The 25,839-nt window shown below is 69.9% G+C and carries 25 protein-coding genes, 1 tRNA gene and 1 other RNA gene; 17 read left to right on the top strand and 10 right to left on the bottom strand.

Annotated features, from left to right (window positions below; all coding sequences use genetic code 11):
• Positions 1-36: 36 nt before the first annotated feature.
• The 7 genes from AB0F98_RS05130 (at position 37) to AB0F98_RS05100 (ending at position 5,699) form a co-directional block, all read left to right on the top strand.
• Positions 37-552, top strand: coding sequence for a PadR family transcriptional regulator (locus AB0F98_RS05130; RefSeq protein ID WP_357728812.1), 516 nt, complete (start codon positions 37-39; stop codon positions 550-552).
• A 119-nt stretch (positions 553-671) separates the two neighbouring features.
• On the top strand, positions 672-1,793 hold the full coding sequence (prfB, locus tag AB0F98_RS05125; protein WP_357728809.1) for a peptide chain release factor 2: 1,122 nt from the start codon (positions 672-674) through the stop codon (positions 1,791-1,793).
• Positions 1,794-1,912: 119 nt separating this feature from the next.
• Positions 1,913-2,593, top strand: a complete 681-nt coding sequence (gene ftsE / locus AB0F98_RS05120; protein WP_073832794.1) for a cell division ATP-binding protein FtsE — start codon at positions 1,913-1,915, stop codon at positions 2,591-2,593.
• A gap of 70 nt (positions 2,594-2,663) precedes the next feature.
• Positions 2,664-3,539: a permease-like cell division protein FtsX gene (ftsX, locus tag AB0F98_RS05115; RefSeq protein ID WP_357728807.1), complete on the top strand. Its 876-nt coding sequence runs from the start codon at positions 2,664-2,666 to the stop codon at positions 3,537-3,539.
• 150 nt (positions 3,540-3,689) lie between these two features.
• Positions 3,690-4,169 (top strand): SsrA-binding protein SmpB, encoded by a 480-nt coding sequence (smpB, locus tag AB0F98_RS05110; RefSeq protein ID WP_357728804.1) that lies wholly within the window; start codon positions 3,690-3,692, stop codon positions 4,167-4,169.
• 107 nt (positions 4,170-4,276) lie between these two features.
• Positions 4,277-4,652, top strand: a transfer-messenger RNA (tmRNA) gene (ssrA, locus tag AB0F98_RS05105).
• A gap of 90 nt (positions 4,653-4,742) precedes the next feature.
• Positions 4,743-5,699 (top strand): hypothetical protein, encoded by a 957-nt coding sequence (locus tag AB0F98_RS05100; RefSeq protein ID WP_357728801.1) that lies wholly within the window; start codon positions 4,743-4,745, stop codon positions 5,697-5,699.
• Between the two features lie 35 nt (positions 5,700-5,734).
• Here AB0F98_RS05100 and mdlC read toward each other — a convergent pair whose 3' ends face one another.
• The gene (gene mdlC, locus AB0F98_RS05095; protein ID WP_357728798.1) at positions 5,735-7,330 is read right to left on the bottom strand and encodes a benzoylformate decarboxylase; all 1,596 of its coding nucleotides are present in this window, start codon (positions 7,328-7,330) and stop codon (positions 5,735-5,737) included.
• A gap of 226 nt (positions 7,331-7,556) precedes the next feature.
• The gene (locus tag AB0F98_RS05090; RefSeq protein WP_357728795.1) at positions 7,557-8,360 is read right to left on the bottom strand and encodes an S-methyl-5'-thioadenosine phosphorylase; all 804 of its coding nucleotides are present in this window, start codon (positions 8,358-8,360) and stop codon (positions 7,557-7,559) included.
• Between the two features lie 160 nt (positions 8,361-8,520).
• On the opposite strand from AB0F98_RS05090, the gene AB0F98_RS05085 reads away from it, so the two are divergent.
• Positions 8,521-9,111 carry a YqgE/AlgH family protein gene (locus tag AB0F98_RS05085; protein WP_350789453.1) on the top strand — a complete coding sequence of 197 codons (591 nt, stop codon included), beginning with the start codon at positions 8,521-8,523 and terminating at the stop codon, positions 9,109-9,111.
• 149 nt (positions 9,112-9,260) lie between these two features.
• A tRNA-Ala gene (locus tag AB0F98_RS05080) sits at positions 9,261-9,333 on the top strand.
• Positions 9,334-9,419: 86 nt separating this feature from the next.
• On the opposite strand, the gene AB0F98_RS05075 is transcribed toward AB0F98_RS05080, so the two are convergent.
• From AB0F98_RS05075 to AB0F98_RS05065, 3 genes are read right to left on the bottom strand one after another with little or no spacing between them, the layout of a single operon-like run.
• Positions 9,420-9,599 (bottom strand): tyrosine-type recombinase/integrase, encoded by a 180-nt coding sequence (locus AB0F98_RS05075; protein ID WP_357728793.1) that lies wholly within the window; start codon positions 9,597-9,599, stop codon positions 9,420-9,422.
• A gap of 15 nt (positions 9,600-9,614) precedes the next feature.
• Positions 9,615-10,283, bottom strand: a complete 669-nt coding sequence (locus tag AB0F98_RS05070) for a response regulator transcription factor (protein ID WP_357728789.1) — start codon at positions 10,281-10,283, stop codon at positions 9,615-9,617.
• Positions 10,280-11,452, bottom strand: coding sequence for a histidine kinase (locus AB0F98_RS05065; protein ID WP_357728786.1), 1,173 nt, complete (start codon positions 11,450-11,452; stop codon positions 10,280-10,282). Before AB0F98_RS05065 ends, AB0F98_RS05070 begins: the two co-directional genes overlap by 4 nt.
• 229 nt (positions 11,453-11,681) lie before the next feature.
• On the opposite strand from AB0F98_RS05065, the gene AB0F98_RS05060 reads away from it, so the two are divergent.
• Entirely contained in the window at positions 11,682-12,533 is an 852-nt protein-coding gene (locus AB0F98_RS05060; RefSeq protein ID WP_357728783.1) for a hypothetical protein, read from the top strand.
• Between the two features lie 385 nt (positions 12,534-12,918).
• Here AB0F98_RS05060 and AB0F98_RS05055 read toward each other — a convergent pair whose 3' ends face one another.
• The 3 genes from AB0F98_RS05055 to AB0F98_RS05045 all read right to left on the bottom strand — a co-directional run bounded on the left by AB0F98_RS05055 (position 12,919) and on the right by AB0F98_RS05045 (position 16,798).
• Entirely contained in the window at positions 12,919-13,671 is a 753-nt protein-coding gene (locus AB0F98_RS05055) for a DinB family protein (protein ID WP_357728780.1), read from the bottom strand.
• Positions 13,672-13,881: 210 nt separating this feature from the next.
• The gene (locus AB0F98_RS05050; RefSeq protein WP_357728777.1) at positions 13,882-15,090 is read right to left on the bottom strand and encodes a low temperature requirement protein A; all 1,209 of its coding nucleotides are present in this window, start codon (positions 15,088-15,090) and stop codon (positions 13,882-13,884) included.
• 400 nt (positions 15,091-15,490) lie between these two features.
• Positions 15,491-16,798 carry an MFS transporter gene (locus AB0F98_RS05045; protein WP_357728774.1) on the bottom strand — a complete coding sequence of 436 codons (1,308 nt, stop codon included), beginning with the start codon at positions 16,796-16,798 and terminating at the stop codon, positions 15,491-15,493.
• A gap of 723 nt (positions 16,799-17,521) precedes the next feature.
• Between AB0F98_RS05045 and AB0F98_RS05040 the strand changes: the two genes are divergently transcribed.
• Entirely contained in the window at positions 17,522-18,103 is a 582-nt protein-coding gene (locus AB0F98_RS05040; RefSeq protein WP_357728771.1) for a TetR/AcrR family transcriptional regulator, read from the top strand.
• A gap of 210 nt (positions 18,104-18,313) precedes the next feature.
• Positions 18,314-19,075: an SDR family oxidoreductase gene (locus tag AB0F98_RS05035; RefSeq protein WP_357728769.1), complete on the top strand. Its 762-nt coding sequence runs from the start codon at positions 18,314-18,316 to the stop codon at positions 19,073-19,075.
• A 271-nt stretch (positions 19,076-19,346) separates the two neighbouring features.
• Here the strand turns inward: AB0F98_RS05035 and AB0F98_RS05030 are convergent, their stop codons facing one another.
• Both AB0F98_RS05030 and mgrA read right to left on the bottom strand, forming a co-directional pair.
• The gene (locus tag AB0F98_RS05030; protein ID WP_132346848.1) at positions 19,347-19,469 is read right to left on the bottom strand and encodes a 50S ribosomal protein L36; all 123 of its coding nucleotides are present in this window, start codon (positions 19,467-19,469) and stop codon (positions 19,347-19,349) included.
• Between the two features lie 98 nt (positions 19,470-19,567).
• Positions 19,568-20,563: an L-glyceraldehyde 3-phosphate reductase gene (gene mgrA / locus AB0F98_RS05025; RefSeq protein WP_357728766.1), complete on the bottom strand. Its 996-nt coding sequence runs from the start codon at positions 20,561-20,563 to the stop codon at positions 19,568-19,570.
• Positions 20,564-20,682: 119 nt separating this feature from the next.
• On the opposite strand from mgrA, the gene AB0F98_RS05020 reads away from it, so the two are divergent.
• The 5 genes from AB0F98_RS05020 to AB0F98_RS05000 all read left to right on the top strand — a co-directional run bounded on the left by AB0F98_RS05020 (position 20,683) and on the right by AB0F98_RS05000 (position 25,837).
• Positions 20,683-21,180 (top strand): hemerythrin domain-containing protein, encoded by a 498-nt coding sequence (locus AB0F98_RS05020; protein ID WP_357728763.1) that lies wholly within the window; start codon positions 20,683-20,685, stop codon positions 21,178-21,180.
• Between the two features lie 54 nt (positions 21,181-21,234).
• Positions 21,235-22,473 (top strand): histidine kinase, encoded by a 1,239-nt coding sequence (locus AB0F98_RS05015; RefSeq protein ID WP_357728760.1) that lies wholly within the window; start codon positions 21,235-21,237, stop codon positions 22,471-22,473.
• Positions 22,470-23,120, top strand: coding sequence for a response regulator transcription factor (locus AB0F98_RS05010; protein WP_357728757.1), 651 nt, complete (start codon positions 22,470-22,472; stop codon positions 23,118-23,120). The genes AB0F98_RS05015 and AB0F98_RS05010 overlap by 4 nt, the downstream gene beginning before the upstream one ends.
• A 121-nt stretch (positions 23,121-23,241) precedes the next feature.
• Positions 23,242-24,312 carry a hypothetical protein gene (locus AB0F98_RS05005; protein WP_357728754.1) on the top strand — a complete coding sequence of 357 codons (1,071 nt, stop codon included), beginning with the start codon at positions 23,242-23,244 and terminating at the stop codon, positions 24,310-24,312.
• Positions 24,313-24,373: 61 nt separating this feature from the next.
• On the top strand, positions 24,374-25,837 hold the full coding sequence (locus tag AB0F98_RS05000) for a sigma 54-interacting transcriptional regulator (RefSeq protein ID WP_357728751.1): 1,464 nt from the start codon (positions 24,374-24,376) through the stop codon (positions 25,835-25,837).
• The last annotated feature ends 2 nt before the right edge of the window (positions 25,838-25,839 follow it).

The raw sequence follows: 25,839 nt of genomic DNA, 5'->3' as shown, positions 1-25,839 counted from the left end.
TGGACGGCGCGTCGGCAAAGTGGCAGCGTAATGCCCATGGCGGATTCCGGAGTCAACCCCACGGCGGCGGCCCTGCTCGGCCTGCTGCACGAGGGCCCGATGACAGGCGGTCAACTGATGGCCGCCGCTGAGCGCCGTCTGGCGCCGTACTGGTCGATGACCCGCAGTCAGGTCTACCGGGAGTTGCCCGTGTTGGCCGAGCGAGGCATGGTGCGGCTGGGCAAGCCGGGGCCGCGGTTGAGCCAGCCGTACGCGATCACCGCGGCCGGAAAGCGGACATTCGCGAAGTGGTTGGCCGAAAACCCCGGCCGGGACACCATCCGTAACCCGGTCGCGCTGCGGATGGCCTTCGGCAGCCTGCACTCGGCCAGCCAGCTCAAGAACCTCTACGCCCAGGCGAACGAGTACCACACCGAGGCCCTGGCGCAGGTCCGGGAGCAGGTCAAGAACGCCAAGAAGGAGGGCGAGACGTACGACGCGAGCGCCCTGGAGTTCGCTGTCGCCTACCACCGGGCTGCGCTGTCCTGGCTGAAGAGCGCCCCGGCCGGGTGAGTCGCGGGCGGGTTCGCTCCGGGGCGTGAGCTGTGCGGCGCGCGACACCGGCAGGTTTTTGCCGGTGACCGCGGGGCTCGCAGGCTGAGTCCGCATCCTTCGCAGTACGCTTGTCAGTCGTGACCGCTGCCGACTACGCCGAACAGCTCAAGGAACTCGACGCCACCCTGCGCAACATCGAGGCAGTGCTCGACCTCGACCGGCTGCGCGAGGACAAGGCCCGACTCGAGCAGGAGGCCTCCGCGCCGGACCTGTGGGACGACCAGGCCAAGGCGCAGCATGTGACCTCGCAGCTGTCGTACGTCAACGGCGAGATCAGCAAGCTCTCCAGTCTCCGCTCCCGGCTCGACGACGCTCAGGTCCTGCTGGAGCTGGCGGAGGCGGAGTCCGACCCGAGTGTGCTCGGCGAGGTGGAGAGCGAGATCACCGGGTTGACCAAGGCCATCCAGGAGATGGAGGTCCGCACCCTGCTCTCCGGCGAGTACGACTCCCGGGAGGCGCTGGTCGCCATCCGGGCGGGCGCCGGCGGGGTGGACGCCGCCGACTTCGCCGAGATGCTGCTGCGGATGTACCTGCGCTGGGCGGAACGGCACGGCTACCCGACCGAGGTCTACGAGACCTCGTACGCCGAGGAGGCCGGCCTCAAGTCGGCGACGTTCACGGTCAAGGTTCCGTACGCGTACGGCACGCTCAGTGTCGAGTCGGGCACGCACCGGCTGGTCCGGATCAGTCCCTTCGACAACCAGGGTCGCCGGCAGACCAGCTTCGCCGGTGTCGAGGTGCTGCCGGTCGTGGAGCAGACCGACCACATCGACATCCCCGAGAACGAGATGCGGATCGACGTCTACCGGTCCTCCGGCCCGGGTGGGCAGAGCGTCAACACCACCGACTCGGCGGTGCGCATCACCCACATTCCCACCGGCATCGTGGTGACCTGCCAGAACGAGAAGTCCCAGCTGCAGAACAAGGCGTCCGCGCTGCGGGTGCTCCAGGCCCGGCTGCTGGAGCGTAAGCGGCAGGAGGAGCAGGCCAAGCTTCAGGGGCTGAAGACCGACGCGGCCGGCTCGTGGGGCGACCAGATGCGCTCGTACGTCCTGCATCCTTATCAGATGGTGAAGGATCTCCGAACCGAGCAGGAGACCGGCAATCCGAGCTCGGTCTTCGACGGGGACCTGGACGAGTTCATCGAGGCCGGGATCCGTTGGCGCAAGCAGCGGGAGCTTGCCGGCGACAATGCGTGACGGTCTGCGGGCTCAACGCGTCGTCGATCTCCGGCACAACAGTCTAAATCGATGACGCGCTCCGCATCTGCGGGGCGTGGGACTTGGCTCTGCGGTTACACCGCGTAGACTCACCACCCGTGATTCAGCTTGAGCAAGTGACGAAGACGTACCCGAAGGCGTCCCGGCCTTCGCTCGACAACGTGTCCGTCTCCATTGAGAAGGGCGAGTTCGTCTTCTTCATCGGCCCATCCGGCTCCGGCAAGTCCACGATCATCAAGATGCTGCTGCACGAGGTCACGCCCAACAAGGGTCGGGTCGTCGTGAACGGCAAGGACGTCACGTCGATGCGCTCGTGGAAGCGACCGCACTTCCGACGGTCCATCGGCTGCGTCTTCCAGGACTTCCGGCTGCTGCCGAACCGCACCGCGTACGAGAACGTGGCGTTCGCTCTCGAGGTCATCGGCAAGACCAAGGCGGTCGCCCGCCGGGTCGTGCCGGAGGTGCTCGAGCTGGTCGGGCTCGGTGGCAAGGAGCACCGCTACCCGCACGAGCTCTCCGGTGGTGAGCAGCAGCGGGTCGCCGTCGCGCGGGCCTTCGTGAACCGCCCGCTGATCCTGCTCGCCGACGAGCCGACGGGAAACCTGGACCCGGACACCTCGATCGAGATCATGCGTCTGCTGGACCGGATCAACCGCACCGGCACGACAGTCGTGATGGTCACGCACGACTCCAACATCGTGAACCAGATGCGGCGCCGGGTCATCGAGATCGAGAGCGGCCGCATCGTGCGTGACCAGGCCCGCGGCGTCTACGGGTGAGCCCCCGCTCCCACCCCGCCGTACGACCTGACGACGAACACCTCATGCCGGAGACCCGGAGGAATTCCCGATGCGGATGAAATACGTCCTGTCCGAGGTACTGGTCGGACTGTGGCGCAACGTGACCATGACCATCGCGATGATCATCACGATGGCGGTGTCGCTGTTCATGCTCGGCGGTAGCGGCCTTCTCTACCAGAAGGTCGGCGACATGAAGGACCTCTACTACGAGAACGTCGAGGTCTCCATCTTCCTGACCCAGGAAGTGACCGAGCAGCAGCGTGCTGACCTGGACAGCAAGCTGAAGAGCGACCCGATGGTCAAGGAAGTCCTGTACGTCGACAAGCAGCAGGCGTACGAGCGCTTCCAGCAGATGTACGCCGACGCTCCGGACCTGGTCAACGCGGTCAAGCCGGACCAGCTGCCCGAGTCGTTCCGGCTCAAGCTCAACAACCCGGAGCAGTACAAGAGCATCTACGACCAGTACAAGGAGAGCGAGGGCGTCGACGAGATCGTCGACCAGAGCAAGCTGCTCGACAAGGTCTTCGGCGTACTGACCGGGTTCCAGAACGGCGCGCTCGCCATCGCGATCGTGATGGCGATAGCCGCCCTGCTGCTGGTCGCCAACACGATCCAGGTGGCCGCCTACAGCAAGCGGCGCGAGGTCGCGGTCATGAAGCTGGTCGGTGCCTCCAACTGGTTCATCCAGGCGCCGTTCGTGCTGGAGGCCGTGGTCGCGGGTCTGCTCGGCTCGATCCTCGGCCTGGTGGCCTTGGCCGTCGTGAAGGTCACGGCTGCCGGCAGTTCGCTGGCGGCCCTGGAAGGCCTGATCACGCCGGTGTCCTGGAGCGAGATCTTCCTGATCTTCCCGCTGATGGCCGGCGTCGGTGGTCTGGTCAGCGCCGTCACCGCGTGGGTCACGCTCCGCTTCTACCTGCGGGTCTAGCTGCCGTACGGGTCGTCCCGGCATCGTCGCCAGGGCCCTCCCGCGCCGGAATATTCGGCGTGGGAGGGCCCTTGTGGTTAGGTAGCATGATCTCCGCTGTCGGCCGGGCCGCCCCCGGTCGTCGGCACGTCCGGAAGGGAGGTGGCGCCGATGCCACGGGAACAGGGACGGAAGGTCGTCGCCTCCAATCGCAAGGCACGGCACGACTACGCCATCCTCGACACGTACGAGGCGGGCATGGCGTTGACCGGCACCGAGGTCAAGTCGCTGCGGGCGGGGCGTGCCTCGCTGGTGGACGCGTTCGCGCAGGAGCGCAACGGCGAGCTCTACCTGCACGGCATGCACATCCCGGAGTACACGCAGGGCACCTGGACCAACCATGAGCCTCGGCGTACGCGGAAGTTGCTGCTGAAGCGGTTGGAGATCGACCGGTTGATCGGGAAGACCCGGGAGTCCGGTCTGACGCTGGTGCCGTTGCAGGTCTACTTCTCCGACGGCTGGGCCAAGGTGGAGATCGGCTTGGCCAAGGGTAAGAAGTCGTACGACAAGCGGCAGGATCTCGCCAAGCGGGACGCGGACCGGGAGATCGCCCGGGTGAGCGGCCGGCGCGGTAAGGGAATGTCTGAGTGATTTGTCTGCTTTGCACGGGTCGAACTCGCCGGGTGGAGGCTCGGGGATGAAACCCGTTGCGGCAGGCGTTAGGCTTGTCGGTGCCGCCAACAACGGTGGCCCGTCGAGGGGGTGACTGGTTTCGACTTCGTACGCAGCGACAGGGGAAGCGAGCCGAGGAAGCCGACGTCGTCTCGAGAATCGGTCGTCGGAAACTTATAAGCGCCAAGAACAATCGCGCTGACTTCGCTCTCGCCGCCTGAGGCGAGTAGCGAGTCTGTCGGCCTGGGAACGCCTTCGTCCCAGTTTGCCGGCATCAGCTAGAAGGCTGGCCAACCGGACCCGGTCGCGGGGTCCGTGCGGCGAGATCAATCAGCGACTGGGCCCGTCACACCAACTTGCTCGCGTGAGCGGTGGGGCCGAGTAGAGGCATAGCGAGCTGCGCTCGGAGAAGCCCTGACAAACCGGCGAAGGACCCGGGTTCGATTCCCGGCACCTCCACCAGATGAGCTGTGCGCCCCGTCCACCCGGACCGGGGCGCACAGTCGTATCCGGCCCCGGAACCGACAGGCCCGTCGCAACGTCGAACCGGGTATGCGTCGTTCAGTGCTCCTGTTGGGTCTGCCGTTGCTGCTGATGGGCGGTTGTGCGCCCGCTGACGCCCTGCGCGTCTCCGCCCCGACCGGCTACGTGCCCGGCACCAGCCCGGGCTTCGAGCAGCAGGCGGCCGAGGTCGCCGACGCCTGGCAGCCCATCCCGGAGTGGACGCAGGGGTACGTGCCGCTACAGGGGCCGACCCTGTTGACCGGCGATCCGGGTTTCACCAGCGACACCGAGACGGCGTTCCGCAACGGCTGGTACCGGGACCAGATCGCAATGCCCACCGCCCGCCCGGCCGACGCCACCATCAGCTTCCCGGACGGCACTCTGGACGTTCCGTTGGTCAGCGCGGCCGAGGCGTACCGCGAACTGGACCAGGGCGACCCGCCGCCCTGCCCGGGCCGGCCGGCGGCGCCACCGCGTACCAAGGGTGGGCCGACCATCGAACCCGGACCGGACGGCTGGACCACCAGTGCGCCACAGGCGGCCTGCACCCCGTTGACCGTCACGGCCGTACGGCTCGGCACCGCACCCGTCTGGACCAGCCGCGGCGAGGCGCAGGTGCCCGCCTGGCTCTTCACCGTCGAGGAGTTGACCAGTCCGGTGGCCCGGCTGGCGGTCGCCCCGGACGCGGTCACCGACGTGCCGGAGCCGATCCTCCTGCCCCGAGCCGCCCCGGACGGGGTCGTCGGGGCACAGCACCTCCAGACGGTGGCGGGCAACCGGATCTCGTACCAGTTGGGGGTCGGTGCCTGCGACACAGACATCACCCCGTTCGTGTACGAGCGCGACGACGTGGTGGTCGTCGGTGGCGGCGTCACCCGCAGCCCCGGTGTCTGCACCGATCAGCTCAAGCTTCAGCCGGTCGAGGTCACCCTCGAATCGCCGCTGGGCGCGCGGCCGGTGTTGGACGTGTTCACCGGTACGCCGCTGCGCATCGGACCGCGCTGACGTGCCGGACGGTGGCCCGCCGGACGGTCGCCGGATCAGATGATCCGGGGCAGGTCGGTGGTGATCGGCACCGGAAGCACCGTGGGGCCGTCGTGCCGCAACGCGGTGGCGAGCGCGTCGGCCAACTGTTCCGGTGTCTCCACCACCGCGGTGGCGCAGCCGTACCCGCTGGCGACCGCCGTGATGTCCAGGCCGGGCAGGTCCAGGCCGGGCACCCCTGGGGCGTCCTTGAGTTCCGCGAACGCCTTGAGGATCGCGTACTGCTGGTTGACCGGCACCACGACGACGAGCGGCAGGCGTAGTCGCGCGGCGGTCCAGAGTGCCTGTACGGAGTAGTGGAAGGAACCATCGCCGATGACCGCGACCACCGGCCGTTCGCGTCCGGTGTCCCGCTCCGCCAGGGCCACTCCCACCGCGGCCGGCAACCCGTAGCCCAGTCCGCCGCTGGCCATGGTGAAGTACGACGCCGGTCGGGTGATCCGCAGATGGCGGCGCAACGCGGGCAGGTTCGACGGTGTCTCCTGGACCAGCACCCCGTCCTCGGGCCAGTACCGGGCCAACGCCGCGAAGAGCGCGTCCGCGCTGAGCGGGCGGGTGACCTCGGGCGGCGTCGGCGTCGGTCGGGGCTCCGGGGGCGGGCGGTCCGCCGCCGGCAGCAGGTCGACCAGTGCGGCCAGGGCCAGTCCGGAATCGGCCAGCAGGCTGTCCCCGACCGGTGCTCGGGCGGCTTCGTCCGGGTCGTCCGTGACGTGCAGCAGCCGGGCCCCGTCGGGCAGGTAGGACCCCGGGACGTACGGGTAGTAGCGGAAGACCGGAGCGCCGACCACCAGTACGGTGTCGTGTCCCTTGATCGCCTCGGCGAGCGGACCGATGGCGAACGGCAGCACACCCCGGTAGTGCGGATGGTCCTCGGGGAAGCCGGCCCGTTCGGGTGCCGGGGCCGACCAGGCCGGGGCGGCCAGCCGCTCGGCCAGCGCGCTCGCCAGGGCCCAGCCGTCGGCCCGATCCACGGCCGCGCCGAACACCAGCGCCGGGGCGCGGCTCGCGGCCAGCACGGCGGCGAAGTGTCCCAGCTGTTCGGGGTCGGGGGCGTACCGGGTGGCCACCGAGCGCAGCGGCGGAGGCGGGTCGGCGGGCTGCGCCCAGTCGTCGAGCGGCAGTGAGAGGAAGACCGGGCCGGCGGGTGGCTGCACCGCGGTCGCGTACGCCCGCAGCAGCGCGGCCGGGATGTCCTGGGCACGGACCGGCTCGTAGGCCCACTTGACGTACGGCTGGGTGAGTTCCGCGGCGCGCCGGTTCGTCAGCCGGGGTTCGAGCAGCAGCATCTCCCGGGTCTGCTGGCCGGCGGTGACGATCAGCGGCGTCTTGTTGTGCCAGGCGGTGACCAGGTTGCCCATGCCGTTGCCGGTGCCCGGGGCGGTGTGCAGGTTGATGTGCGCCGGGCGGCCGGTGGCCTGGGCGTACCCGTCGGCCATACCGACCGCGGACGCCTCGTGCAGCGCGAGCACGTAGTGGAAGTCGGCGGGGAACTCCTGCAGGAACGGCTCCTCGGTGGAGCCGGGGTTGCCGAAGACGGTGGTCATCCCGAGGTCGCGCAACAGGTCGTACGTAGTGTCCCGGACCGTTGCCATCGCCACCTGCCTCCGTGTCGCGGCGCGTGCTGCGGCTCGCCGGAGTTGGCTGGCTGCCCCCGACCTCCTCGAATCTATCGGCACAGGGCAGGCGATTCGGGCGTTTCGTCGGCGCTGTGGTTTTGGTCTCCGCCGTCGCGTTCGGGCCGCTCTCCGTTCGCCCGCACGGTGGTCGGCGTCGGCGCGTCCCGCGGGCCCGGTCGGCAGGGCGTGGGCCGCGAGGCCCTCAGGGCAGTGCGATGGGCAGCTTGATCCCGGCCAACGCGTGCCCGCACGGGCAGTCCCGCTCGCGCGGGAGCGCCGCGAGCGCGTCCAGCAGCACCTCCCGCAGCCGGTCGGTGTTCTCACCGAAGACCCGGAACACCTCGGCCTGGGTCACCGACTCGCCGGCGACCAGCCCAGCGTCCAGGTCCGTGACCAGCGCGATGGACGTGTAGCAGAGTTCCAACTCGCGGGCGAGCACCGCTTCCGGATGGCCGGTCATGTTGACCACCGTTCCGCCGAGGGAGGCGTACCACCGCGACTCGGCGCGGGTGGAGAACCGTGGCCCTTCGACCACCACGACCGTGCCCCCGTCCACCGCCGCCACTTGCCGGCCCGCGGCGGCAGCGAGCAGCGTACGGCGGCCGTTCGGGCAGTACGGGTCGGCGAAGGGGACGTGCACCGCACCGCTGTCGTAGTACGTCTGGGGCCGCCCGCTGGTGCGATCGACGAGTTGATCGGGCACGACGAACGTGCCGGGGCCGAACTCCGGGCGCAGACTGCCCACGGCGCACGGCGCGAGCACCTGGCGCACCCCGAGTGACCGCAGCGCCCAGAGATTCGCCCGGTACGGGATCAGATGCGGCGGGTGCCGGTGATCCCGGCCGTGCCGGGGCAGGAACGCCACCCGTCGGCCGCCCACCTCGGCGATCGTGATCCTGTCCGACGGCAGCCCGTACGGCGTCTCCACCTCGTGCTCGGTGGCCCCGTCCAGAAGGCTGTACAGACCGGAGCCGCCGATCACCGCGAGTTCGGCCGTAGGGCCCATCTGTCGCATCCTCTCCAGCGCGCGATCACCGCCCGCTCAGACCTTAGCCACCACCCCGGCCGCAGGCTATGGTGCCAGGCATGGCGTTGACAGCGCGGGAGCCGACCGGCGTGAGTGGCGACGATTCCTGCGCCGCGGTGCACAGGTGACGGGTGTGGAGATGCACGGAGAGGGCCAGGCGATCGGCGGGCGGGCGATGGAGTCGATGACCGGGCGGCTGCTGGTCGCGACGCCGGCGCTGAAGGACCCGAATTTCGACCGCACGGTGGTGCTTCTGGTGGCGCACGAGCCGGGCGGGGCGCTCGGTGTGGTGCTCAATCGGGCCACCGAGGTGCCGGTCGCCGACGTGCTCGGCGGCTGGAACGATCTGGCCCGCCACCCCGCCGTGCTGTTCGAGGGCGGCCCCGTGCAGCCGGACAGCGCGATCTGCCTGGCCCGGTTGCGGCACCCCATCAGGCGGGTCAAGGGCTTCCATCAGATCTCCGGGGCGGTCGGCACGATCGACCTCTCGGTCGACCCGGAGCGGCTGCGGGAGCACATCGGCAGCATCCGGGTCTTCGCCGGTTACTCGGGATGGGGCGCGGGGCAGCTGGAGCAGGAGATCGAGGAGGGGTCCTGGTTCGTGCTGGACGCCCTGCCCGGTGACGCCTTCGTCGACCGCCCCGACGACCTGTGGCCGATGGTGCTGCGCCGGCAGGGCGGGATGATGGCCGCGGTGGCCCACTTCCCGCCGGACGTGGCGCTGAACTGACGCGCGGCCCCGCTCGGGGCCGGGATCGCCCACCGCGTCGGGCGTCGGGGTGCGGCCGCTCGCTAGGCGACCGGGGACCCCGCGAGATGACCCCGGCAGCCGGGATGTGTATAGTTTCGCCAGTGCCCGGGCGACCGGGACAGCAGCAAGGGGCCGTGGCGCAGCTGGTAGCGCACCACACTGGCAGTGTGGGGGTCAGGGGTTCGAGTCCCCTCGGCTCCACCCTTCGTGATTAAAGGGCGTTCGTCGGACAAGACGGACGCCCTTTGTCATTTCGGACGCCAAAAGTAGCCAAGCGAGTAGCCACGCTACTGCCCCTCGTCCCACAAGACGTTCTTCATCGCGTCGGCGGCCTGAACGAGCTGTGTGGGCATGACGTGGCTGTAGATGTCGATGGTGACGCCGATCTGCGAGTGGCCCAGGAGTTCCATGAGCACTCGGGCCGGCACACCCTGAGCCGGCAGCAGCGTGGCAGCCGTGTGCCGCACGCGGTGAGGCAGGGATCAGTCGAGCAAGCCGGCTTGGTGAGCGAGGATTGCCGCCTGCACCCGGTTCGTGAGGTCCAGCTTCGCGAGGATCCGGCTGACGTGGGTCTTCGCCGTCGCCTCGCTCATGTAGAGCGTGGCTGCGATCTCGGTGTTCGACAGACCGCCGCCGACAGCGACGAGCACTTCTCGTTCCTTGTCTGTGAGCACTGCGAGCCGCTGCTCGGCATCGCTGTGCCGTTCGGGCGCCGGCTCGGCAAATCTCCGGAGCAGCCTGCGGGTGATGCGTGGGGAGATCACCGCGTCGCCGCGCGCTGCGCTGCGCACCGCGGCGAGCATGTCGTCGGCCGATGCGTCCTTCAGCAGGAACCCGACGGCGCCGTTGCGGAGCGCGGTGTGCACGTACTCGTCGAGGTCGAACGTGGTGAGCACGACGACGCACGGCGGCCGGTCGAGCCGTGCCATCCGCTCGGTCGCCGTCAGCCCGTCGCCTCGTGGCATCCGGATGTCCATGAGTACGACGTCGGGCTGCAGTGTCCAGGCGAGGTTGACGGCCTCGACGCCGTCGGACGCCTCGCCCGTTACCGTGATGTCAGGCGCCGCCTCCATGATCGTGCGCAGCATCGAACGCACCATCCACTCGTCGTCGACGATCAGGGTCGTGATCGGACCGACCGGAAAGGTCATCGTTCCGCCTCCCGGAAGATCGGTACCTCGGCGATCACCTCGAAGCCGTCGTCGGAGGTAGGGCCCGCAGTGAGCTCGCCGCCGATCAGCCGCACCCGCTCCGCGAGCCCGAGCAGCCCGTGGCCGCCGACCGGCAGTGAAGCATCGGCGACCCGCCGCCCCCTGCCGTTGCTGACCGACAGTCGCAGCAGTTGCGGGGTCTGCTGGATGCACACCCGGGTCCGCGCTCCCGGTGCGTGTTTGTGCACGTTGGTCAGCGCCTCCTGTACGAATCGGTAGGCCGTGTGCTCCACGAGTAGCGGGGTCCGTTCCCGTGTGTGGTTCGCCAGGTGGAGGGTGACGGGGATACCGATCCGTCGGGACTCCTCGATCAGGACGTCCAGATCGGCCAGCCCCGGCTGCGGAGTGAGCGGGGCGTCGTCGTCGTTGCGCAAGACCGCCACCAAGGAGCGGAGTTCGGCGAGTGCCTCGCGCCCGGTCGCCCCGATCTGTTTTCCGATGGTGATTGCTTCCTCGCCCTTGGACACCTCCAGGGCCGTGGCCTGCAGCACCATCAGTGAGACCCGGTGAGTGACCAGGTCGTGCATGTCACGGGCGATCTGAGCCCGTTCGTCGCTTCGGGCCCGGGCGACGCGCTGCTGCTGCTCACGTTCGATGCGTTCGGTCCGCTCGCGGATGCGTTCCATCAGCTCCTGCCGGGTGCCGACATACATTCCCAGCAGCGCCGGTGCGACGCACACCGCCATGCTGACGGGAATCGCGCCGTCGGCTCCGGCGAACCCCCAGATCGGGATGCCCACCAGGACAGTGGATGCCAGCGTGCCGGCGGTGAGTTCGGGCCATGCGGTGGTGCGCTCGGCCAGCGTGTACAGCGCGACCGCGACGGCCACATGGGCCGGCACGAGAGCATTCGCCAGCAGTGATCCCGCCAGCACGATCACCGGAAGGCTGCGCCGCCACCTGGTCAGCAGCCCGACTCCCACGGCGAGCGGGACGCCGAGCCACAGTGGCGGGACGCGGTCGCCGAGTCCGGCGAGGGTTGGCCCGAAGAAGTCGGTACCGAACTCGCCTGTCGCCGTGAACACCGCGACGACGAGCGCCACTGCCGTATCAGTCACGGGGCGGCGGCCGGACCGGGGTGTCGTCGGGTGCAGGTCGCGCGCATTCATCGTGCTCCAGGCTAGGCGCCGTGACCGATGTGCGCGTCAGCGGAAAGTTGTACACAACACCGGGGAATCGTGGCCGATCCAATGATCCGCTTTCCCGGATCGGCCGACGCTCCGGCGTGGTACCTCCGGCAACGCTGGTCCCATGGTCATTCAAGAACGGCTCGGCCGATGGCTCAGCCCCAGAACCCTGCAGCTCGCCTTCGGGGTCTTCGCAGTCCTCGCGGGGACCTTGATCGCGCTGCGGCAGGATGCTCACCATCCCCTGTTCCAGGCTGCCGGGACAGTGGGGTACGCAGTTGCCGCGGTGCTCTCGTTCGGGAGCTGGTTCGCACTCGGCCGCGTAGCGAGCGTCATGCGCGTCCGGCGGATCCTGATCGTCTTCCATCTGCTCTTCATTCCCGCGCAGTTCCTGTTCCTGCTCGCCCACCAGATGCCGTGGCTCGGCATGCTGATGTCGACAATGATCACGATCGGGCTGAAGCCGCGCTTCCCGCGGCTCGGGCGGATGTCGCGCAAGGTGTGGCTGACGCTACACATCGGCATCGGCGTCGGCTGGCTGGGCATCTCCCTCGCGATGCTCGCTCTGTCCGTCGTAGGGGTTACCACGGACAGGCACGAAGTGCGGCAAGGCGCCTACGTGCTCATGGACACGTTCAACATCGCTCTGGCGATCCCGAGCGTCTTCCTGGCGATCATCACCGGTGTGGTGGTATCGCTCGGCACCCCCTGGGGACTGATCAAACACCGCTGGGTACTCGCCAAGTTGATCATCGCGCTCAGCCTTCCGGTCCTCGCCACATTCGAGGGCCCGTGGATCGACGAACTGGCGGCGCGCAGCGAGGACCCTGCTGCCGAACCCGGCGGTACCGGGATCCTGCTGGTCGGCGCCATGGCGTTGTTCGTCGTCCTGCTCTGGACCGCGACAATCCTCTCCGTCTTCAAACCCGGCGGTAAGACGCGTTGGGGGCGTAGGGGGAACACACAAGGGCGATCCTCGGAGACCGCCGTAACGGTGGCGACCGTTCGGCCGATCGCCGACGGCCCGGTCGCCGGGGCGCTGAGCAAGAGTCTCGGCCACTGAAAGTCGTGAGCGATCACGGAGAACTGATCACCCAGCAGCCACTGTCGGAGCTGGCCAGATCGCCACAGGCCCGACGGTCGGGATCAGCGTGGTCCGAGCCCGCACCCCGATCCCCGAGTGGTAGCCCTCCGTGGGACGCTTGCCGGCCTCGACGGGGCGAGGCTCCGAGCTTCCTGCGGTCTACATTCCTGGCGCCGCCGTCGCACATTTTTTGTCGGGGTGGGCGGGGACCCGCGGGGATCCCGCACCAGGGCGTTCGTCGTTTGAGTTCCATCCACTCCGCCGCATGTCAGATCCGGCGGAGACGGATCTCGGTAGCAGCAGCGCTGCGGCTGGAAGTCGCCCGACCGGTCAGCGCTCCTGCCGGTGGACGTCTCCACCCGGTTCAGGCGGCCTCGAGCACGGCGAGGTCGCGTACCGCGTAACGGTGATGCTCGGCCTCTTCCTTGAGCACCACCTTGAGGCAGCGGCGCACGACGTACTCCCGGTCTGGATATGGGTCCGCCGGCTTGCGGCCACACACCCGATCGAGCTCGGCCTCGGTGAGCCCGTCGACGACACGCCGCATCGTGGCCATGCGAGCGAGCCGCGGCGCGAGTACCTCGTCGAGCGTCGGGGTGGCTTCGAGGGTGAACCCGAGCTTCGCCGCCGCCTCGGGCGGCATCCCGCCGTGCGGAAGGCCCAACGGGTGATACGGGGCTTCCTCCTCGAGCACCGCATTACCGAGCCAGGCGTCGCTGGCCATCAGCAGATGCCGTTGAGTCTCGACGAACGACCACTCGCCGTCGACCTGCTCGTGCAGCTTGGCCTCGGGCAGGAGCCTGGCGCGGTCGAGCGTCGCCTGCCATTGCGTTTCAATGGCATCCCAAGCAGCCCGGTAGTCGACGGGGGACGCGGCGTCACGCGCCAGCACCCGCGTGGGATGCTGCCGGTCGAGCTCGGCCTCGACGTAGGCGGTCACGTCGACGTCGTTGACGACGACACGCTCGAAGGCGCCACCCAGGTAGACCTCGCCCCCGTAGCAGTCCACGACTTTCAGGCCGCTGACCTCGCAATCGCGAATCTCAAGGCCGGAAAGATCGCATAGGTGGATGCGGGCACCACGGAACTGGTCACTCTCGGCGTACGCAGCAGGCATCGAGACAGCTTCCCGATTCCGTCCCGCCTGCGTCAATGGGTAGCACAGCGTGAGGGTGCTGCGGCGGTACGTCGGGTCGGCCGGGCCAGATCCGCGAGAGCCCTGGCAGGGCGGGGGAGCAGAGGGGAATCGGGAAGCCTTTCGCGGCTGGGTGCTGCCGCTCAGTGCGCCTGACCGGGCCGCTTGCCGTAGAGGGGTGTGGGTGGGTGATCATCTCGCACCTGCGGTCGGCTGCCACCTGATGCGTTCGTAGCAGACGAGCGCGGCGAGGACGGCGGTGATCAGGCCGAAGGCTCCGAGGGCGGGCAGGATCCGAGCGACGGGAAGCAGCGCGAGCATGGCGCCGGCCGCGACGATTTGGGCGCGTGGGGTGTGTCCGACGGTGGAACGGAGGAACAGGCCCCGGCCGATGAGGTAGACGAGCGGCCCGCCGAACAGGGTTGCTGTGGAGGTCCAATCCAGCGGCGCCCCGGCAGGATGCTGCGACGGGTGGTGGGCCAGGTGCTCGAGGACGAGTTCGATGCCCAGGGCCAGGTAGATGATCCCGGCGATGAGTGGGAAGTGGGCCAGGCTGTAGGCGTTGACGGCAGGCCGCACGCGGTCATGGCCGGTGCGGCGCGCCAGGGCCTGTCCGGCCGGTGCGGCGGCGTTCTCGAAGTACAGCCACCACAGGGCCGTGGCATTCGCCACGGCGAGCAGTGCGGCGATCAGGACCGGCCCGCGGGTGACCGCCGATCCGGCTCCGGCGCCCACCGCGATCAGCGACTCGCCCAGGGCGATAATCAGCAACAGGCCATGCCGGTCGCACAGGTGGCTCGCACTGCGCAACTGAAATCGTTCTGGGCTGTACACCGAGACGCATGTGGTGCCGAGGCAGTCGATGAGGAACGCTGCGGCCCACAACAGCGTTTGGGTGGCGCCGCCGAGCACCGCCCCGAGCAGCAGCGGAATCCAGCCCGCCGCGATCGGGATGGCATAGCGGAAGCCGGGCGCCGGGATTCGCGGGTTACTGGCGGCCATGTGCCAGTTGAGTAGGTAAAACACGGTCCGGATCACGATGTACGCCACCGCCACCGTCAGCGCCTCGGACACCGTCCACCCGCCGTGCCTCCACGCGAACGGGATGACCAAGCCGGCCACGAACATTGCGGCCATCACCACGACCAGCCCGGCGCGGACCAGGCCCACGTCGGCGCGGACCTGGTTGGCCAGCCAGGCGAAGGTAGTGAAGGGCCACCACAGCAGCATCAGGAATATCAAGCCCTGCGCCAGGACGAGCGGCGTCGGTGACCCTGCCATGAACGTGGCCACGCGGATGAAGGCGAACGCGAACACCAGGTCGAAGAAGATCTCGAAAGGGGTGGTGCGTTGGGCCTCGCCAATCGGCACTGGTCGCCGAATTCCCAAGATATGCGCCATAGACGCATCTTCCTACTCATTCGGAGAACTCGGACGCCTAACATGGTGCCGGCCCACCAGCGGTCCAGAGCCATCGCGCGGATGCCGACCGGGTGCGGATGGGCGCGCTGTTCACCAGCGGCGCGGTGTTCCTGCCCTGGGCGCTGTACTGGGCACTGCTGCTGCGCTGACCCCGCGGCGAAACCGCTGACGCACCGGTACAACCATGACGGCTGGGCCTTGAGCCGCTGGAATGCGGTTCGGGTGCTGCCACATCGGGTCCACTCTTGCGAAACGCCCTGGTGCGGGAGGTATCCCGCACCAGGGCGTTTGTCATCTCTGATCTTTCAGGGTCGATGTGTACCGGCTCCGTGCCAGGTCAGGCGTTGATCAAATGACCTGGCACGGTGCCGGCGGCTCGTCAGGCGAGCCGCTCGACCCGCTGGTCCCGGGTCTCCTCGACGACCACGGGTCCACCGAGTTCTTCCTGGGCGGCGCCGGCCCGACCGTGGGCCTTGTGCAGCAGGTTGATGACGACGGTGAAGACGGCCGTGAGGATCGCCATCGCGATCACGATGAGGTGGAATTGCGAGGCGTACGTCGCACCGTGTCCCGGGGCGCCGGCCGCGGTCGTCTCAGCGACGGCCGGATCGGCGATGTGGGATCGCAACAGGGCCGCCAGGACGGCCGCGTAGGCACCCACCACGACCGCTTCGCTGCCGAGCCGCATGAAGTTGAGGACACCGGCGGCCGTACCGCTGCTCCGCGCCGGGATGGCGAGCAGCGCCTCTCCATCGACCAGGCCGATGGGGAAGCCGAAGCCGAAGCCGAGCAGGATCATGGGAGCGATGAGCAGCTGCGGCGAGGAGTCGGCGCCGAGCAGCAGCAGCCCGAGATCTCCCAACACCAGGGCGACGAGAGCCACGTTGATCATCGTCATGGGGCCGATGCGCTTGAAGCGTGAGACCAGGAAAGACGCGATCATGGGGCCGAGGAGGACCGGGACGGTCATCGGAAGCATGAACAGGCCCGCGGTTCCCGCCGACATGCCGTGAACCGCGCTCAGCGCGACCGGCAGGTAGCTGAGCACCGTCACGTATCCGATGGCGGCCGCGACGGGGACCAGGACCATCGACAGGAACTTCTTGTTGCCCAGCAGCGAGAAGTCGATGGCCTTCTGGCCCGCTTCACGTTCGTGCCGAAGGTGCGGGATCGTCGGAGACCCGAGAAGGGCGACGATCATGACGACGGCGAAGAGTCCGAAGACCCCACGCCAGCCGATACCGGCGACGAGCCCTCCGGAGATCGTGGGGCCGAGAGCCAGCCCGAGGCCGATGGTGGTCCCGAACAGGGCGAAGGCCCGCGCCCGCTGTGGGCCGTCGAAAGCGTTGGACAGCAGTGCCGCCGCGCCCGTGAAGACGGCGGCGCCACCGGCTCCGGCGAGGATTCGACCGACATCGAGGATCAGCAGGTTTCCGGACACGGCGCTGACGATCGACGCCGCGAGGATGATTACGAGCCCCGCGAGGAAGGTCGCCCGGTAACCGATTCGGTCGGACAGTACGCCCCAGAGCAGAGTGAAGACGGCGAACGCCGCGTTGAAGCCGTTGACAACCCATTGCAGCCCGGTGGCCGAACTCCCCAGATCCTGCGAGATCGCCGGAATCGCGATCGCTGTGCCCGAGATGCTGATCGGCATCACGAACACGGAGAGGAGTACGACGGCCAACAACAAGTTCTTGGACCGCTGGGGTGAGCGGTGGGATGTGCTATGACTCGACATGACCTCTTCTTAGATATGGTGACGCTCGTTACCTGAGCGGATTCAGGTGGTACTGAATGCCCTGGCTGACGCCTCACGGTTGTCAAATCGGGCCCCGGCAGGAATGCGCCGGGGAGCGTCGTACCAGGTCGCAGAAGCATCAAGTAGCCGTTGAAACGGCTCATTCCGATGCGGCGATCACCCCCACTTATCGCCGCTATAACCGATGCCGGTCGCTTTGGAAATACCTCTCGTAAGTCGAGCCCGTCGCGGCTGCCGCGTTCCGCCGAGCCGGGCGTAGCGGCGGGGCCGGCCCGGCCGCGCTGACCCGGCCGATCCTGGGCGGGTGCTGCTCGACGACGTTGGCGCTGCGCTACGGCAGTGCGCGCCGGCGCAGGGGATCGCGGCGGTCACTGAGCGAGCGGCGACCGGCGTGGAAGACCTCTGCCGGAGGTGGTCCTGCTGGGCCGGATACCGTCCCGGCCACGCCTCGCCGGGGCTGTCGCCGGCGATCTGGCCGTGGCCCGGCACGCGCTCGCCGACCGTGAGGGTCGGCCCCGGATCCGGTAGCGCAGGCCCGCGGTCACGTAGCTGCCGGACAGCTCCTCGCAGTGATCGCCGGCCAGCATCGGGTGGCGGAGCAGGACGCCGTTTTAGACCGATCATTCTGGATAGGGTAAGGTCCCGCAGGTGGCGAGGAGGAAGGCGTTCGATCCGGACGCGGTGTTGCAGCGGGCGCTCGAGCTGTTCTGGGAGCGCGGATACGAGGCGACGTCGATGACGGATCTGGTCGAACATCTGGGCATCGCCAGGGCGAGCATCTACGCGACCTTCGGCAGTAAGCAGGACTTCTACGCCCTGGCGCTGCGGCGGTATCTGGACGCCACCGATCCGAAGATCATGACGGAGCTGTCGCAGCCGGGGCCCGTGTTGCCGGCGGTTCGGGCGCTGGTGGACCGGTATGTGACGGAGGCGGCCGAGGACGAGCGGCAGCTGGGCTGCATGGTCGTCAACAGCGCGGTCGAACTCGCCGGCCGGGAGGAGCGGGTGGCGCGGCTGGTGGAGGCCAGCTGGGCCCATCTGGAGACGGCGCTGACCTCGGCGTTGCTGCGGGCCAGAGCGCAGGGCGAGGTGCCGCCCGAGGCCGACCCTCGGGCGCTGGCGCGGTTCCTGCTGGTCTTCTTCCAGGGAGTACGGGTGCTCGGGCGGGCGCCCGACGCCGGTGTGCGACTGCGTGATGCGGCCCGGATCGCCGTCTCAGTGCTCGGCTGACGCGCTCCACGGGCCCGGCTCGACAGTGGCACGGTATCCGGACCGATCGGTCTCGAATGTCATCTGGCATCTCCGGCACCTGAACGGGGGCAGCGGGCCCTGGTGACGGCGCCGCGGGCCAGGGGTCGTTCGGCGTACCGCTATCGCCGTGGGTCGCGCCATCAGTACCGCGGCTACGAATCCGGCCAGTAATGAGGAGAGCACTTGATCATGAGCGCACGATTCGACGGCAAGGTCGTCCTGATCACCGGCGGAGCCGGAGTCATCGCCGGGGCCACCGCACAGGCCTTCGCCGGCCTTGGTGCCAGCGTGGTGCTCGTCGGGCGCAATGCGGGCAAGTTGGCTGAAACCGCCGCCCGGATCGATGCCCGCAGGGGCAAGGTCGACTGGGTCACGGCCGACGTCACCGACAGCGACCAGGTTGCGGCAATGATCGCCGAGGTCGTACGCCGGCATGGCGGACTGCACGTCGCGTTCAACAGCGCCGGCATCTTCGGCACGAGCGCTCCGGTAGCCGATCTCGACGAGGACACCTGGCGGGCGGTGCTGGACACCAACCTGACCGGGGTCTTCCTGACGATGAAGCATGAGATCGCCCACATGCGGGGCAACGGTGGTGGCGTCATCGTCAACATGGCCTCCAACATCGGCGCCCACGGACGCCGCCCTGGCCTCGCCGCCTACGCCGCTTCCAAGGCTGCCGTCAGCGTGCTGACTCGGACCGCAGCACGCGATCACATCGCCGACGGCATCCGGATCAACGCCATCAGCCCCGGCGCGAGCGACACCCCCATGTCGTACCGGCCCGGCGAAGGTCAGGCCGACCGCGACGCCCGTATCAAATCCGCTGTGCCCGCTGGACGTGTCAGCGACCCCGCCGAAGTGGCCGCCACCGTTGTCTGGCTAGCGTCGGAGGACGCCAGCTTCGTCGTTGGGCATGACCTGGTCGTCGATGGCGGTGCCACCGCCTGAGTCGCGCAGCCGGCGCGTCCCGCTCCAGCCGCGCCACGCCTCGCCCGGACGCCACCTCTGGGGGCGGCGTGCCGCGACGTCACCTATGCACCCTCTCGGGAGGATTCGGGGCCCGAAGACGACATTGGCGCCGTCGCTGCTCACGACGGCGCCAATGCGGTGACGGGGGATACGACAACGGCGCCGTCGCTGCTCACGACGGCGCCGATGCGGTGACGGGGGATACGACAACGGCGCCGTCGCTGCTCGCGACGGCGCCGTTTGCGTCAATTCAGCCCTGGCGGCCCTTCCACTGCGGGTTCGCGCGGTTCACCACGACCACCCGGCCGTGCCGGCGCACCACGGTCGAACCCGGCTTCTGCTTCAGCGAGCGCAGGGAGCTACGTACCTTCATCTCGGACCCTCCTCGGGGTGGGGTCTTCGGTTCCGCCGGTATCAACGCCGGGGCTCGGCCCCAGATTCCCCGCCCCCTACCGACACCCCTGGGTCCGCTCAGCCGAGGTGGCGGTCGATCTCGGCCAGCTCCTCGGCGCTGAAGTCGAGGTTGTTCAGCGCGGCGACGTTGGCCTCCAACTGCGGCACGCTGCTCGCCCCGATGATCAGGCTGGTCATCCGCGGGTCGCGCAGCGCCCAGGCGAGGGCGAGCTGGGCCAGCGACTGGCCGCGTCGCTCGGCGATCGCGCCGAGCGCTCGGACGGTCGCCATCCGCTTCTCATCGAGGTCGCTCTCATTGAGGAAGACGCTGGTGCGTACCCGGGAGTCGGACGGGATGCCGCCCAGGTAGCGGTCGGTGAGCAGGCCCTGCGCCAGCGGGCTGTACGCGATGCAGCCGGCCCCGGCCTCCTCCAGTGTGTCCAGCAGGCCGTCGGTCTCGGTCCACCGGTTGAGCATCGAGTACGACGGCTGGTTGATCAGCAGCGGCGTACCCAGGTCGCGCAGGATCGCGGCGGCGCGGGCGGTCTGCTCGGAGTTGTAGTTGGAGATGCCGACGTAGAGCGCCTTGCCGGAGCGGACGATGGCGTCCAGCGCGCCCATCGTCTCCTCCAGTGGAGTGTCCGGGTCGAACCGGTGCGAGTAGAAGATGTCGACGTACTCCAGACCCATCCGGCGCAGCGACTGGTCGAGCGACGAGATCAGGTATTTGCGGGAGCCCCACTCCCCGTACGGGCCGGGCCACATGAGGTAGCCGGCCTTGCTGGAGATGACCAGCTCGTCGCGGTACGGCTTGAGATCGGTGGCCAGCATGCGGCCGAAGTTCTCCTCGGCGGTGCCGGGCGGCGGGCCGTAGTTGTTGGCCAGATCGAAGTGGGTGACTCCGAGGTCGAACGCGCGGCGGACGATGTCTCGCTGCCGCTCGTACGGGCGGTCGGGGCCGAAGTTGTGCCACAGGCCGAGGGAGATGGCGGGCAGCCGCAGGCCGCTGCGGCCGCTTCTCCGGTAGGTCATGGTGTGGTAGCGGTCGTCCGCGGCGAGATAGTTCACGATCATGAGCCTATGCCGGGTGGCGGCGAGCTGCCGAGCGGCGCTGACCAGGTCGCGGCGGCCGGCGTCACCCGCCCGGCCGGCGCGGAGTTGACCACCACGCCGGCAAGAGAACGGGGAGCCAGATGGACGACATCACCGCCATGATCATGGATGACCACGCCGCGTTCCGGCGTGGGTTCGCGCGGCTGGACGACGCGCGGGACGAGCAGGAGTTGCTGGGCATCTGGGAGGCGCTCGCCCTGCACCTCGACATCCATGCCGAGGCCGAGGAGGCGATCCTCTACCCGCACCTCGTGCGGCACGGTGACGACGGCGAGGCCGAGACGGTCGACGCGGTGGGCGACCACAACAAGATCCGGGACGCGATCGCGGAGTCCAAGCTGCACCCGGTGGGCTCCGACGAGTGGTGGGCGGCGGTCTGGCGGGCCCGCCGGGAGAACAGCGAGCACCTCGCTGAAGAGGAGGACGAGGCGCTGCCCGACTTCCGCCGACACGCCGGCGCCGAGCTGCGGGCCGAACTGGGCCACCGATGGTTGACCTTCTACGGCGAGCACAAGAACGGCCGCAACCTGGTCTTCCACGACAAGGACCCCCAGGGGTACGTGCGCGAGCACCGATAGATCTCCCCGGCGCGGGGGAGTCGCCGCGCGGTGCGCCGGCCTGAGAATGAGTCGATGAGGCCCCTGGCACCGCTGGTCGCCGCCAGCACCTGGCGGCGCGGCGTGTTCCTGCTGCTCGGCGGCGTGCTCGTGCTGCCGTACGTGCTGCTCGTGGTCGCGTTCCGGCAGGTCTTCACCGGGACGCCGACCCCCTGGCCACTGACGCTCGGCCTGCTCCTGGTCGCCGCGCTGATCGCCGGAGTGCCGCTGCTGCTCGACGGGAGCCGCGCGTTGGAGATCGCGGCGGCCCGGGCACTGCTCGGCGTGGACCTGCCGGAACCCGCGCCCACCCAAGGGGCCGACCGGGAGACCCGGCTGCGCGCCGCCCTCTGGATCGCCACCCACCTGGTGGTCGGTGGACTGCTGATCGTCGCCCTGCTCATGGCGGTGCCGATGGCGCTGGCGTTCATCGCCCAGCAGTTCGGCATCGGCGGGGAACTGCTGCGGGAGGAACGGTTCGGCCCGCTCGACGGGCGGGACACGGGCTGGCTCACCCTCACCGGCGTGCTGCTGCTCGTCGGCCTCGGCTACGCGGTCGCCGGGCTCGGCGCGCTGGCCGCGACGATGGCGCCGGTGCTGCTCGGGCCGGCGCAGGCCGAGCGGATCGCCGCGCTGGAGGCCCGCGCTACCCGGCTCGCCGAGCGCAACCGACTGGCGAGGGAACTGCACGACTCCGTCGGCCACGCGCTCACCGTGGCGACCCTGCAAGCCGGGGCTGCTCGATCGGTGCTGGACACCGACCCGGAGTTCGTCCGCCGGGCGTTGGCCGCCATCGAGGAGGCCGGCCGGGCCGCCATGGACGACCTCGACCACGTGCTCGGGGTGCTGCGGGAGCCCGAACACGGTCGGCCCGCACCGGTGCCGCAGCGTACGCTCGTCGACCTGGACCGGCTGGTGGCGGACACCCGTGCGGCGGGCCTGCCGGTGGACGAGCGCCGTACCGGCGACCCGGCGGCCGTGCCGGCGGCGGTCTCCCGGGAGGGGTACCGGATCGTGCAGGAGGCGCTGACCAACGCGGCGCGCTACGCCCGGGGGCCGGTCGAGCTGCGGCTCCACGTCGGGCCGGACGCGCTGGAGCTGGAGCTGGTCAACGAGCTGCTGCCCGCGCCGCGCCGCCCCGACCAGGGTGGGGGTGGCCGTGGCCTGGACGGCATGCGGGAACGGGTGCTGCTGCTCGGCGGCCAGCTCGCCGCCGGACCGGCGGGTGGCCGGTGGCGCATCGGTGTGCGACTGCCGTACCGGGAGGCGCCGTGAGCATCGGAGTGCTGATCGTCGACGACGACGAGCTGATCCGGGTCGGGCTGCGCGCGATCATCGACGCCCAGCCCGACCTGCGGGTGCTCGCCGAGGCCGCGGACGGTGCCGAGGTGCTGCCGCTGGTCGCCCGGCACCGGCCCGCGGTGGTGTTGATGGACGTCCGTATGCCGGGCATCGACGGCATTCAGGCCACCCGGCATCTGCTGGCTGCCTCCACCGAGCCACCCCGGGTGCTGGTCGTCACCACCTTCGCCAACGACGAGTACGTCTACGACGCGCTGCGTGCCGGCGCCAGCGGGTTCCTGCTGAAGCGGGCGCGACCGGCCGAGGTGGTGGAGGCGGTGCGGGTGGTCGCCGCCGGCGAGTCCCTGCTGTTCCCGGCGGCGATCCGGCGGCTCGTGGGCGCGTACGGCGGGCAGGGTGGGGACGGGCTACGCGCGGCCCGGCTGACCGAGCGGGAGGCCGAGGTGCTGCGGTTGATGGTCGCCGGACTGTCCAATCCGGAGATCGCCGCGCGCCTCGTGGTCGGGGTGGAGACGGTGAAGACCCACGTCGGCAACGTGCTGGCCAAACTGGCGGTGCGGGACCGTACCCAGGCCGTCATCGCCGCGTACGAGTCCGGTTTCGTCACCCCGGCCGGCTGACCGGTGCGACGGGTTCCACGAGGACACCGAGGTCCGGGGGAGTTCCGGCTCCCCCGGGAGGGGGAACAGGTTCCCCGGGGCACGGGAGGGTCCCCGGGCCGCGCGAGCCGACGCTGAGGACATGACAATCCTCGATGCACCGCCTCACCCGGGCACCCGCCGGCCCGACCGGCTCGCCCCGCTGGCGGCCGGCTGGCTGGGCCTTTGGGGTCTCCTGGCCCTGCTCGGCACGATCACCGGCGCCGGCTACCCGTTCGGTGCGAACGACCCGCACGGCGACGTGAATCTGCTGCGGCTGGTCCCCGTCCGCTTCGGACCGCCGCTGTTCGCCGCTCTCCTGCTCACCGCGGCGGTCGCCGCGCTGGCCATGAGCCGCCCGACCGGGCGTCCGTCCCGCCCGCTGCGGATACTGCTCGCCGGCTACGGCTGGGCGGCGGCGGCCGTCCTGGCCCTCGTCGTCCCGGACGCCCGCATCCTGGTCATCCTCGGCTACGCCCCCATGCTGATCATCGGCGCGCCGTTCGGCTGGCCGCCGGTCGACTACGCGGAGATCTTCAGCTGGGCGCTCTTCGCCCGCTTCGCCGCCGCGATCGGCGGGTTGCTGCTCGCCGGCGCCGTGCTGGTCTGGCAGCGCCGCACCGCCGGGGTGTGCGTGGCCTGCGGTCGTGGCCGCGGCGAGCGGGGCTGGACCACTCCGAGCGCCGCCGCCCGCTGGGGGCGGTGGGCGGTCGGCATCGCGGCGGCCATCCCGCTGGCGTACGCCTCGACCCGCTTCGCCTGGGCCGCCGGCGTCCCGCTCGGGATCTCCCGCGAGTTCCTCACCGAGATGCGGGAGACCGGACTGGTCTGGGCCGGGTTCGGGCTTGGTGCCTTCGCCACCGTCGGGGCGGTGCTCACCCTCGGCCTGGTCCAGCGCTGGGGCGAACGGTTCCCCCGCTGGATGCTCGGCCTGGCCGGCCGGCGGGTGCCCGTGAAGCTCGCCGTGATTCCGGCGGCCGTCGTGTCGGTGGCGGTGACCGCGGCCACACTCGGACTCATGAGCGACCCGCAGTTCTGGCCGATGAACGAGGGCTTCAAACTGGCCAGCGCGCCGGCCCTGCTGTGGCCGGTGTGGGGCGTGGCGCTCGGCGCGGCCACGTACGCGTACCACCTGCGCCGCCGGGAAGCCTGCCGGCGCTGCGGTCGCGGCTGAGCCAGGGTGGGAGTGGGGGTACCCGGCAACGCGCGGGCGCCCCCAGCCGCACCGCGCTAGCGTGGGTCGGGTGACTGCGCCCAACCCGGTAATCCCGGTTCCACCGGTCGACCTGCCCCGTACGCTCGGCGAGCTGCGGGCGGCCGGTCACCGATACCGCACCGTCAAGCAGGAACTCCGCGACAACCTGATCGCCCGGATGCGTACCGGCGCCGACCGGTTCCCCGGCATCGTCGGCTACGAGGACACCGTCCTGCCCGAGGTCGAGCGGGCCCTGCTCGCCGGGCATGACCTAGTGCTCCTCGGCGAGCGCGGCCAGGGCAAGACCCGACTGATCCGCTCCCTCGGCGCGCTGCTCGACGAGTGGACCCCGGTCATCGCGGGCTCGGTGCTCAACGAGCACCCCATGCACCCGCTCACCCCGGCGTCCCGTGCCCAGGTCGCCGAGGCCGGCGACGACCTTCCGGTCGGCTGGCTGCACCGATCGATGCGGTACGGCGAGAAGCTCGCCACGCCGGACACCAGCGTGGGCGACCTGATCGGCGACGTCGACCCGATCCGGATCGCCGAGGGCCGGACCCTCGGTGACCCCGAGACGATCCACTTCGGCCTGGTGCCGCGGACGAACCGTGGCATCTTCGCCGTCAACGAGCTGCCCGACCTGGCCGAGCGGATCCAGGTGGCGCTGCTCAACGTGCTGGAGGAGCGCGACATCCAGGTGCGTGGCTACCAGCTGCGGCTGCCGCTGGACCTGCTCCTGGTGGCCAGCGCCAACCCGGAGGACTACACGAACCGCGGCCGGATCATCACGCCGCTCAAGGACCGCTTCGGCGCGGAGATCCGCACCCACTACCCGGTCGACCTGGAGCTGGAGCTGGCCCTCATCCGGCAGGAGGCCGACCTGGTCGCCGAGGTGCCGGAGCACGTGCTGGAGGTGCTGGCCCGGTTCGCCCGCGCGGTGCGCGAGTCGCCGTCGGTGGACCCGCGTTCCGGTGTGTCCGCCCGGTTCGCGATCGCCGCCGCCGAGACCGTGGCTGCCGCCGCGCTACGCCGGGCGTCCCTGCTCGCCCCCGGACCGGATGACGAGGCGGCACGCCCCGAGGCCCCGGTGGCGCGGATCGGCGACGCCGTCTCGGTGACGTCCACGCTGCGCGGGAAGGTCGAGTTCGAGAGCGGCGAGGAGGGGCGGGAGATCGAGATCCTGGCCCACCTGCTGCGTACCGCGACCGCGGAGACGTTCCGGGCCCGGCTGGCCGGGCTGGACCTCTCCGGCTTCACCGATCTGGTCGCCGAGGGCACCGTGATCGAGACCGGCGAGCTGGTCGGTTCCGCCAGCCTGCTGCGGCAGGTGGGCACCGTGCCGGGGCTCGCGAAGGTGCTGGACCGGCTCGGGATGGGCGATGCGCCCATCCCGGCGGAGGCTGCCGCCGGCGTCGAGTTCGTGCTGGAGGGGCTGCACCTGACCCGCCGGCTGGGCAAGGACGTGACGGAGTCCGGCCGCACCGTCTACGGCGGCCGGAGCTGAGC

This window comes from Micromonospora sp. NPDC023737 (genome assembly GCF_040639715.1).
Lineage (GTDB): Bacteria > Actinomycetota > Actinomycetes > Mycobacteriales > Micromonosporaceae > Micromonospora.
Note: the sequence above shows the minus strand (reverse complement) of the source record. Positions and strands in the feature narration are given on the sequence as shown.

Excerpts from the sequence above, each read along its gene's own strand:
- AB0F98_RS05020 (WP_357728763.1), top strand. The coding sequence starts at position 20,683 with ATGGACGACATCACCGCCATGATCATGGATGACCACGCCGCGTTCCGG.
- ftsX (WP_357728807.1), top strand. The coding sequence starts at position 2,664 with ATGCGGATGAAATACGTCCTGTCCGAGGTACTGGTCGGACTGTGGCGC.
- AB0F98_RS05065 (WP_357728786.1), bottom strand. The coding sequence starts at position 11,452 with ATGAATGCGCGCGACCTGCACCCGACGACACCCCGGTCCGGCCGCCGC.
- mdlC (WP_357728798.1), bottom strand. The coding sequence starts at position 7,330 with ATGGCAACGGTCCGGGACACTACGTACGACCTGTTGCGCGACCTCGGG.
- AB0F98_RS05090 (WP_357728795.1), bottom strand. The coding sequence starts at position 8,360 with ATGGGCCCTACGGCCGAACTCGCGGTGATCGGCGGCTCCGGTCTGTAC.
- AB0F98_RS05130 (WP_357728812.1), top strand. The coding sequence starts at position 37 with ATGGCGGATTCCGGAGTCAACCCCACGGCGGCGGCCCTGCTCGGCCTG.
- AB0F98_RS05005 (WP_357728754.1), top strand. The coding sequence starts at position 23,242 with ATGACAATCCTCGATGCACCGCCTCACCCGGGCACCCGCCGGCCCGAC.
- AB0F98_RS05030 (WP_132346848.1), bottom strand. The coding sequence starts at position 19,469 with ATGAAGGTACGTAGCTCCCTGCGCTCGCTGAAGCAGAAGCCGGGTTCG.
- AB0F98_RS05055 (WP_357728780.1), bottom strand. The coding sequence starts at position 13,671 with ATGCCTGCTGCGTACGCCGAGAGTGACCAGTTCCGTGGTGCCCGCATC.
- AB0F98_RS05035 (WP_357728769.1), top strand. The coding sequence starts at position 18,314 with ATGAGCGCACGATTCGACGGCAAGGTCGTCCTGATCACCGGCGGAGCC.
- AB0F98_RS05070 (WP_357728789.1), bottom strand. The coding sequence starts at position 10,283 with ATGACCTTTCCGGTCGGTCCGATCACGACCCTGATCGTCGACGACGAG.
- mgrA (WP_357728766.1), bottom strand. The coding sequence starts at position 20,563 with ATGATCGTGAACTATCTCGCCGCGGACGACCGCTACCACACCATGACC.
- smpB (WP_357728804.1), top strand. The coding sequence starts at position 3,690 with ATGCCACGGGAACAGGGACGGAAGGTCGTCGCCTCCAATCGCAAGGCA.
- AB0F98_RS05085 (WP_350789453.1), top strand. The coding sequence starts at position 8,521 with ATGCACGGAGAGGGCCAGGCGATCGGCGGGCGGGCGATGGAGTCGATG.
- AB0F98_RS05050 (WP_357728777.1), bottom strand. The coding sequence starts at position 15,090 with ATGGCGCATATCTTGGGAATTCGGCGACCAGTGCCGATTGGCGAGGCC.
- AB0F98_RS05100 (WP_357728801.1), top strand. The coding sequence starts at position 4,743 with ATGCGTCGTTCAGTGCTCCTGTTGGGTCTGCCGTTGCTGCTGATGGGC.
- AB0F98_RS05015 (WP_357728760.1), top strand. The coding sequence starts at position 21,235 with ATGAGGCCCCTGGCACCGCTGGTCGCCGCCAGCACCTGGCGGCGCGGC.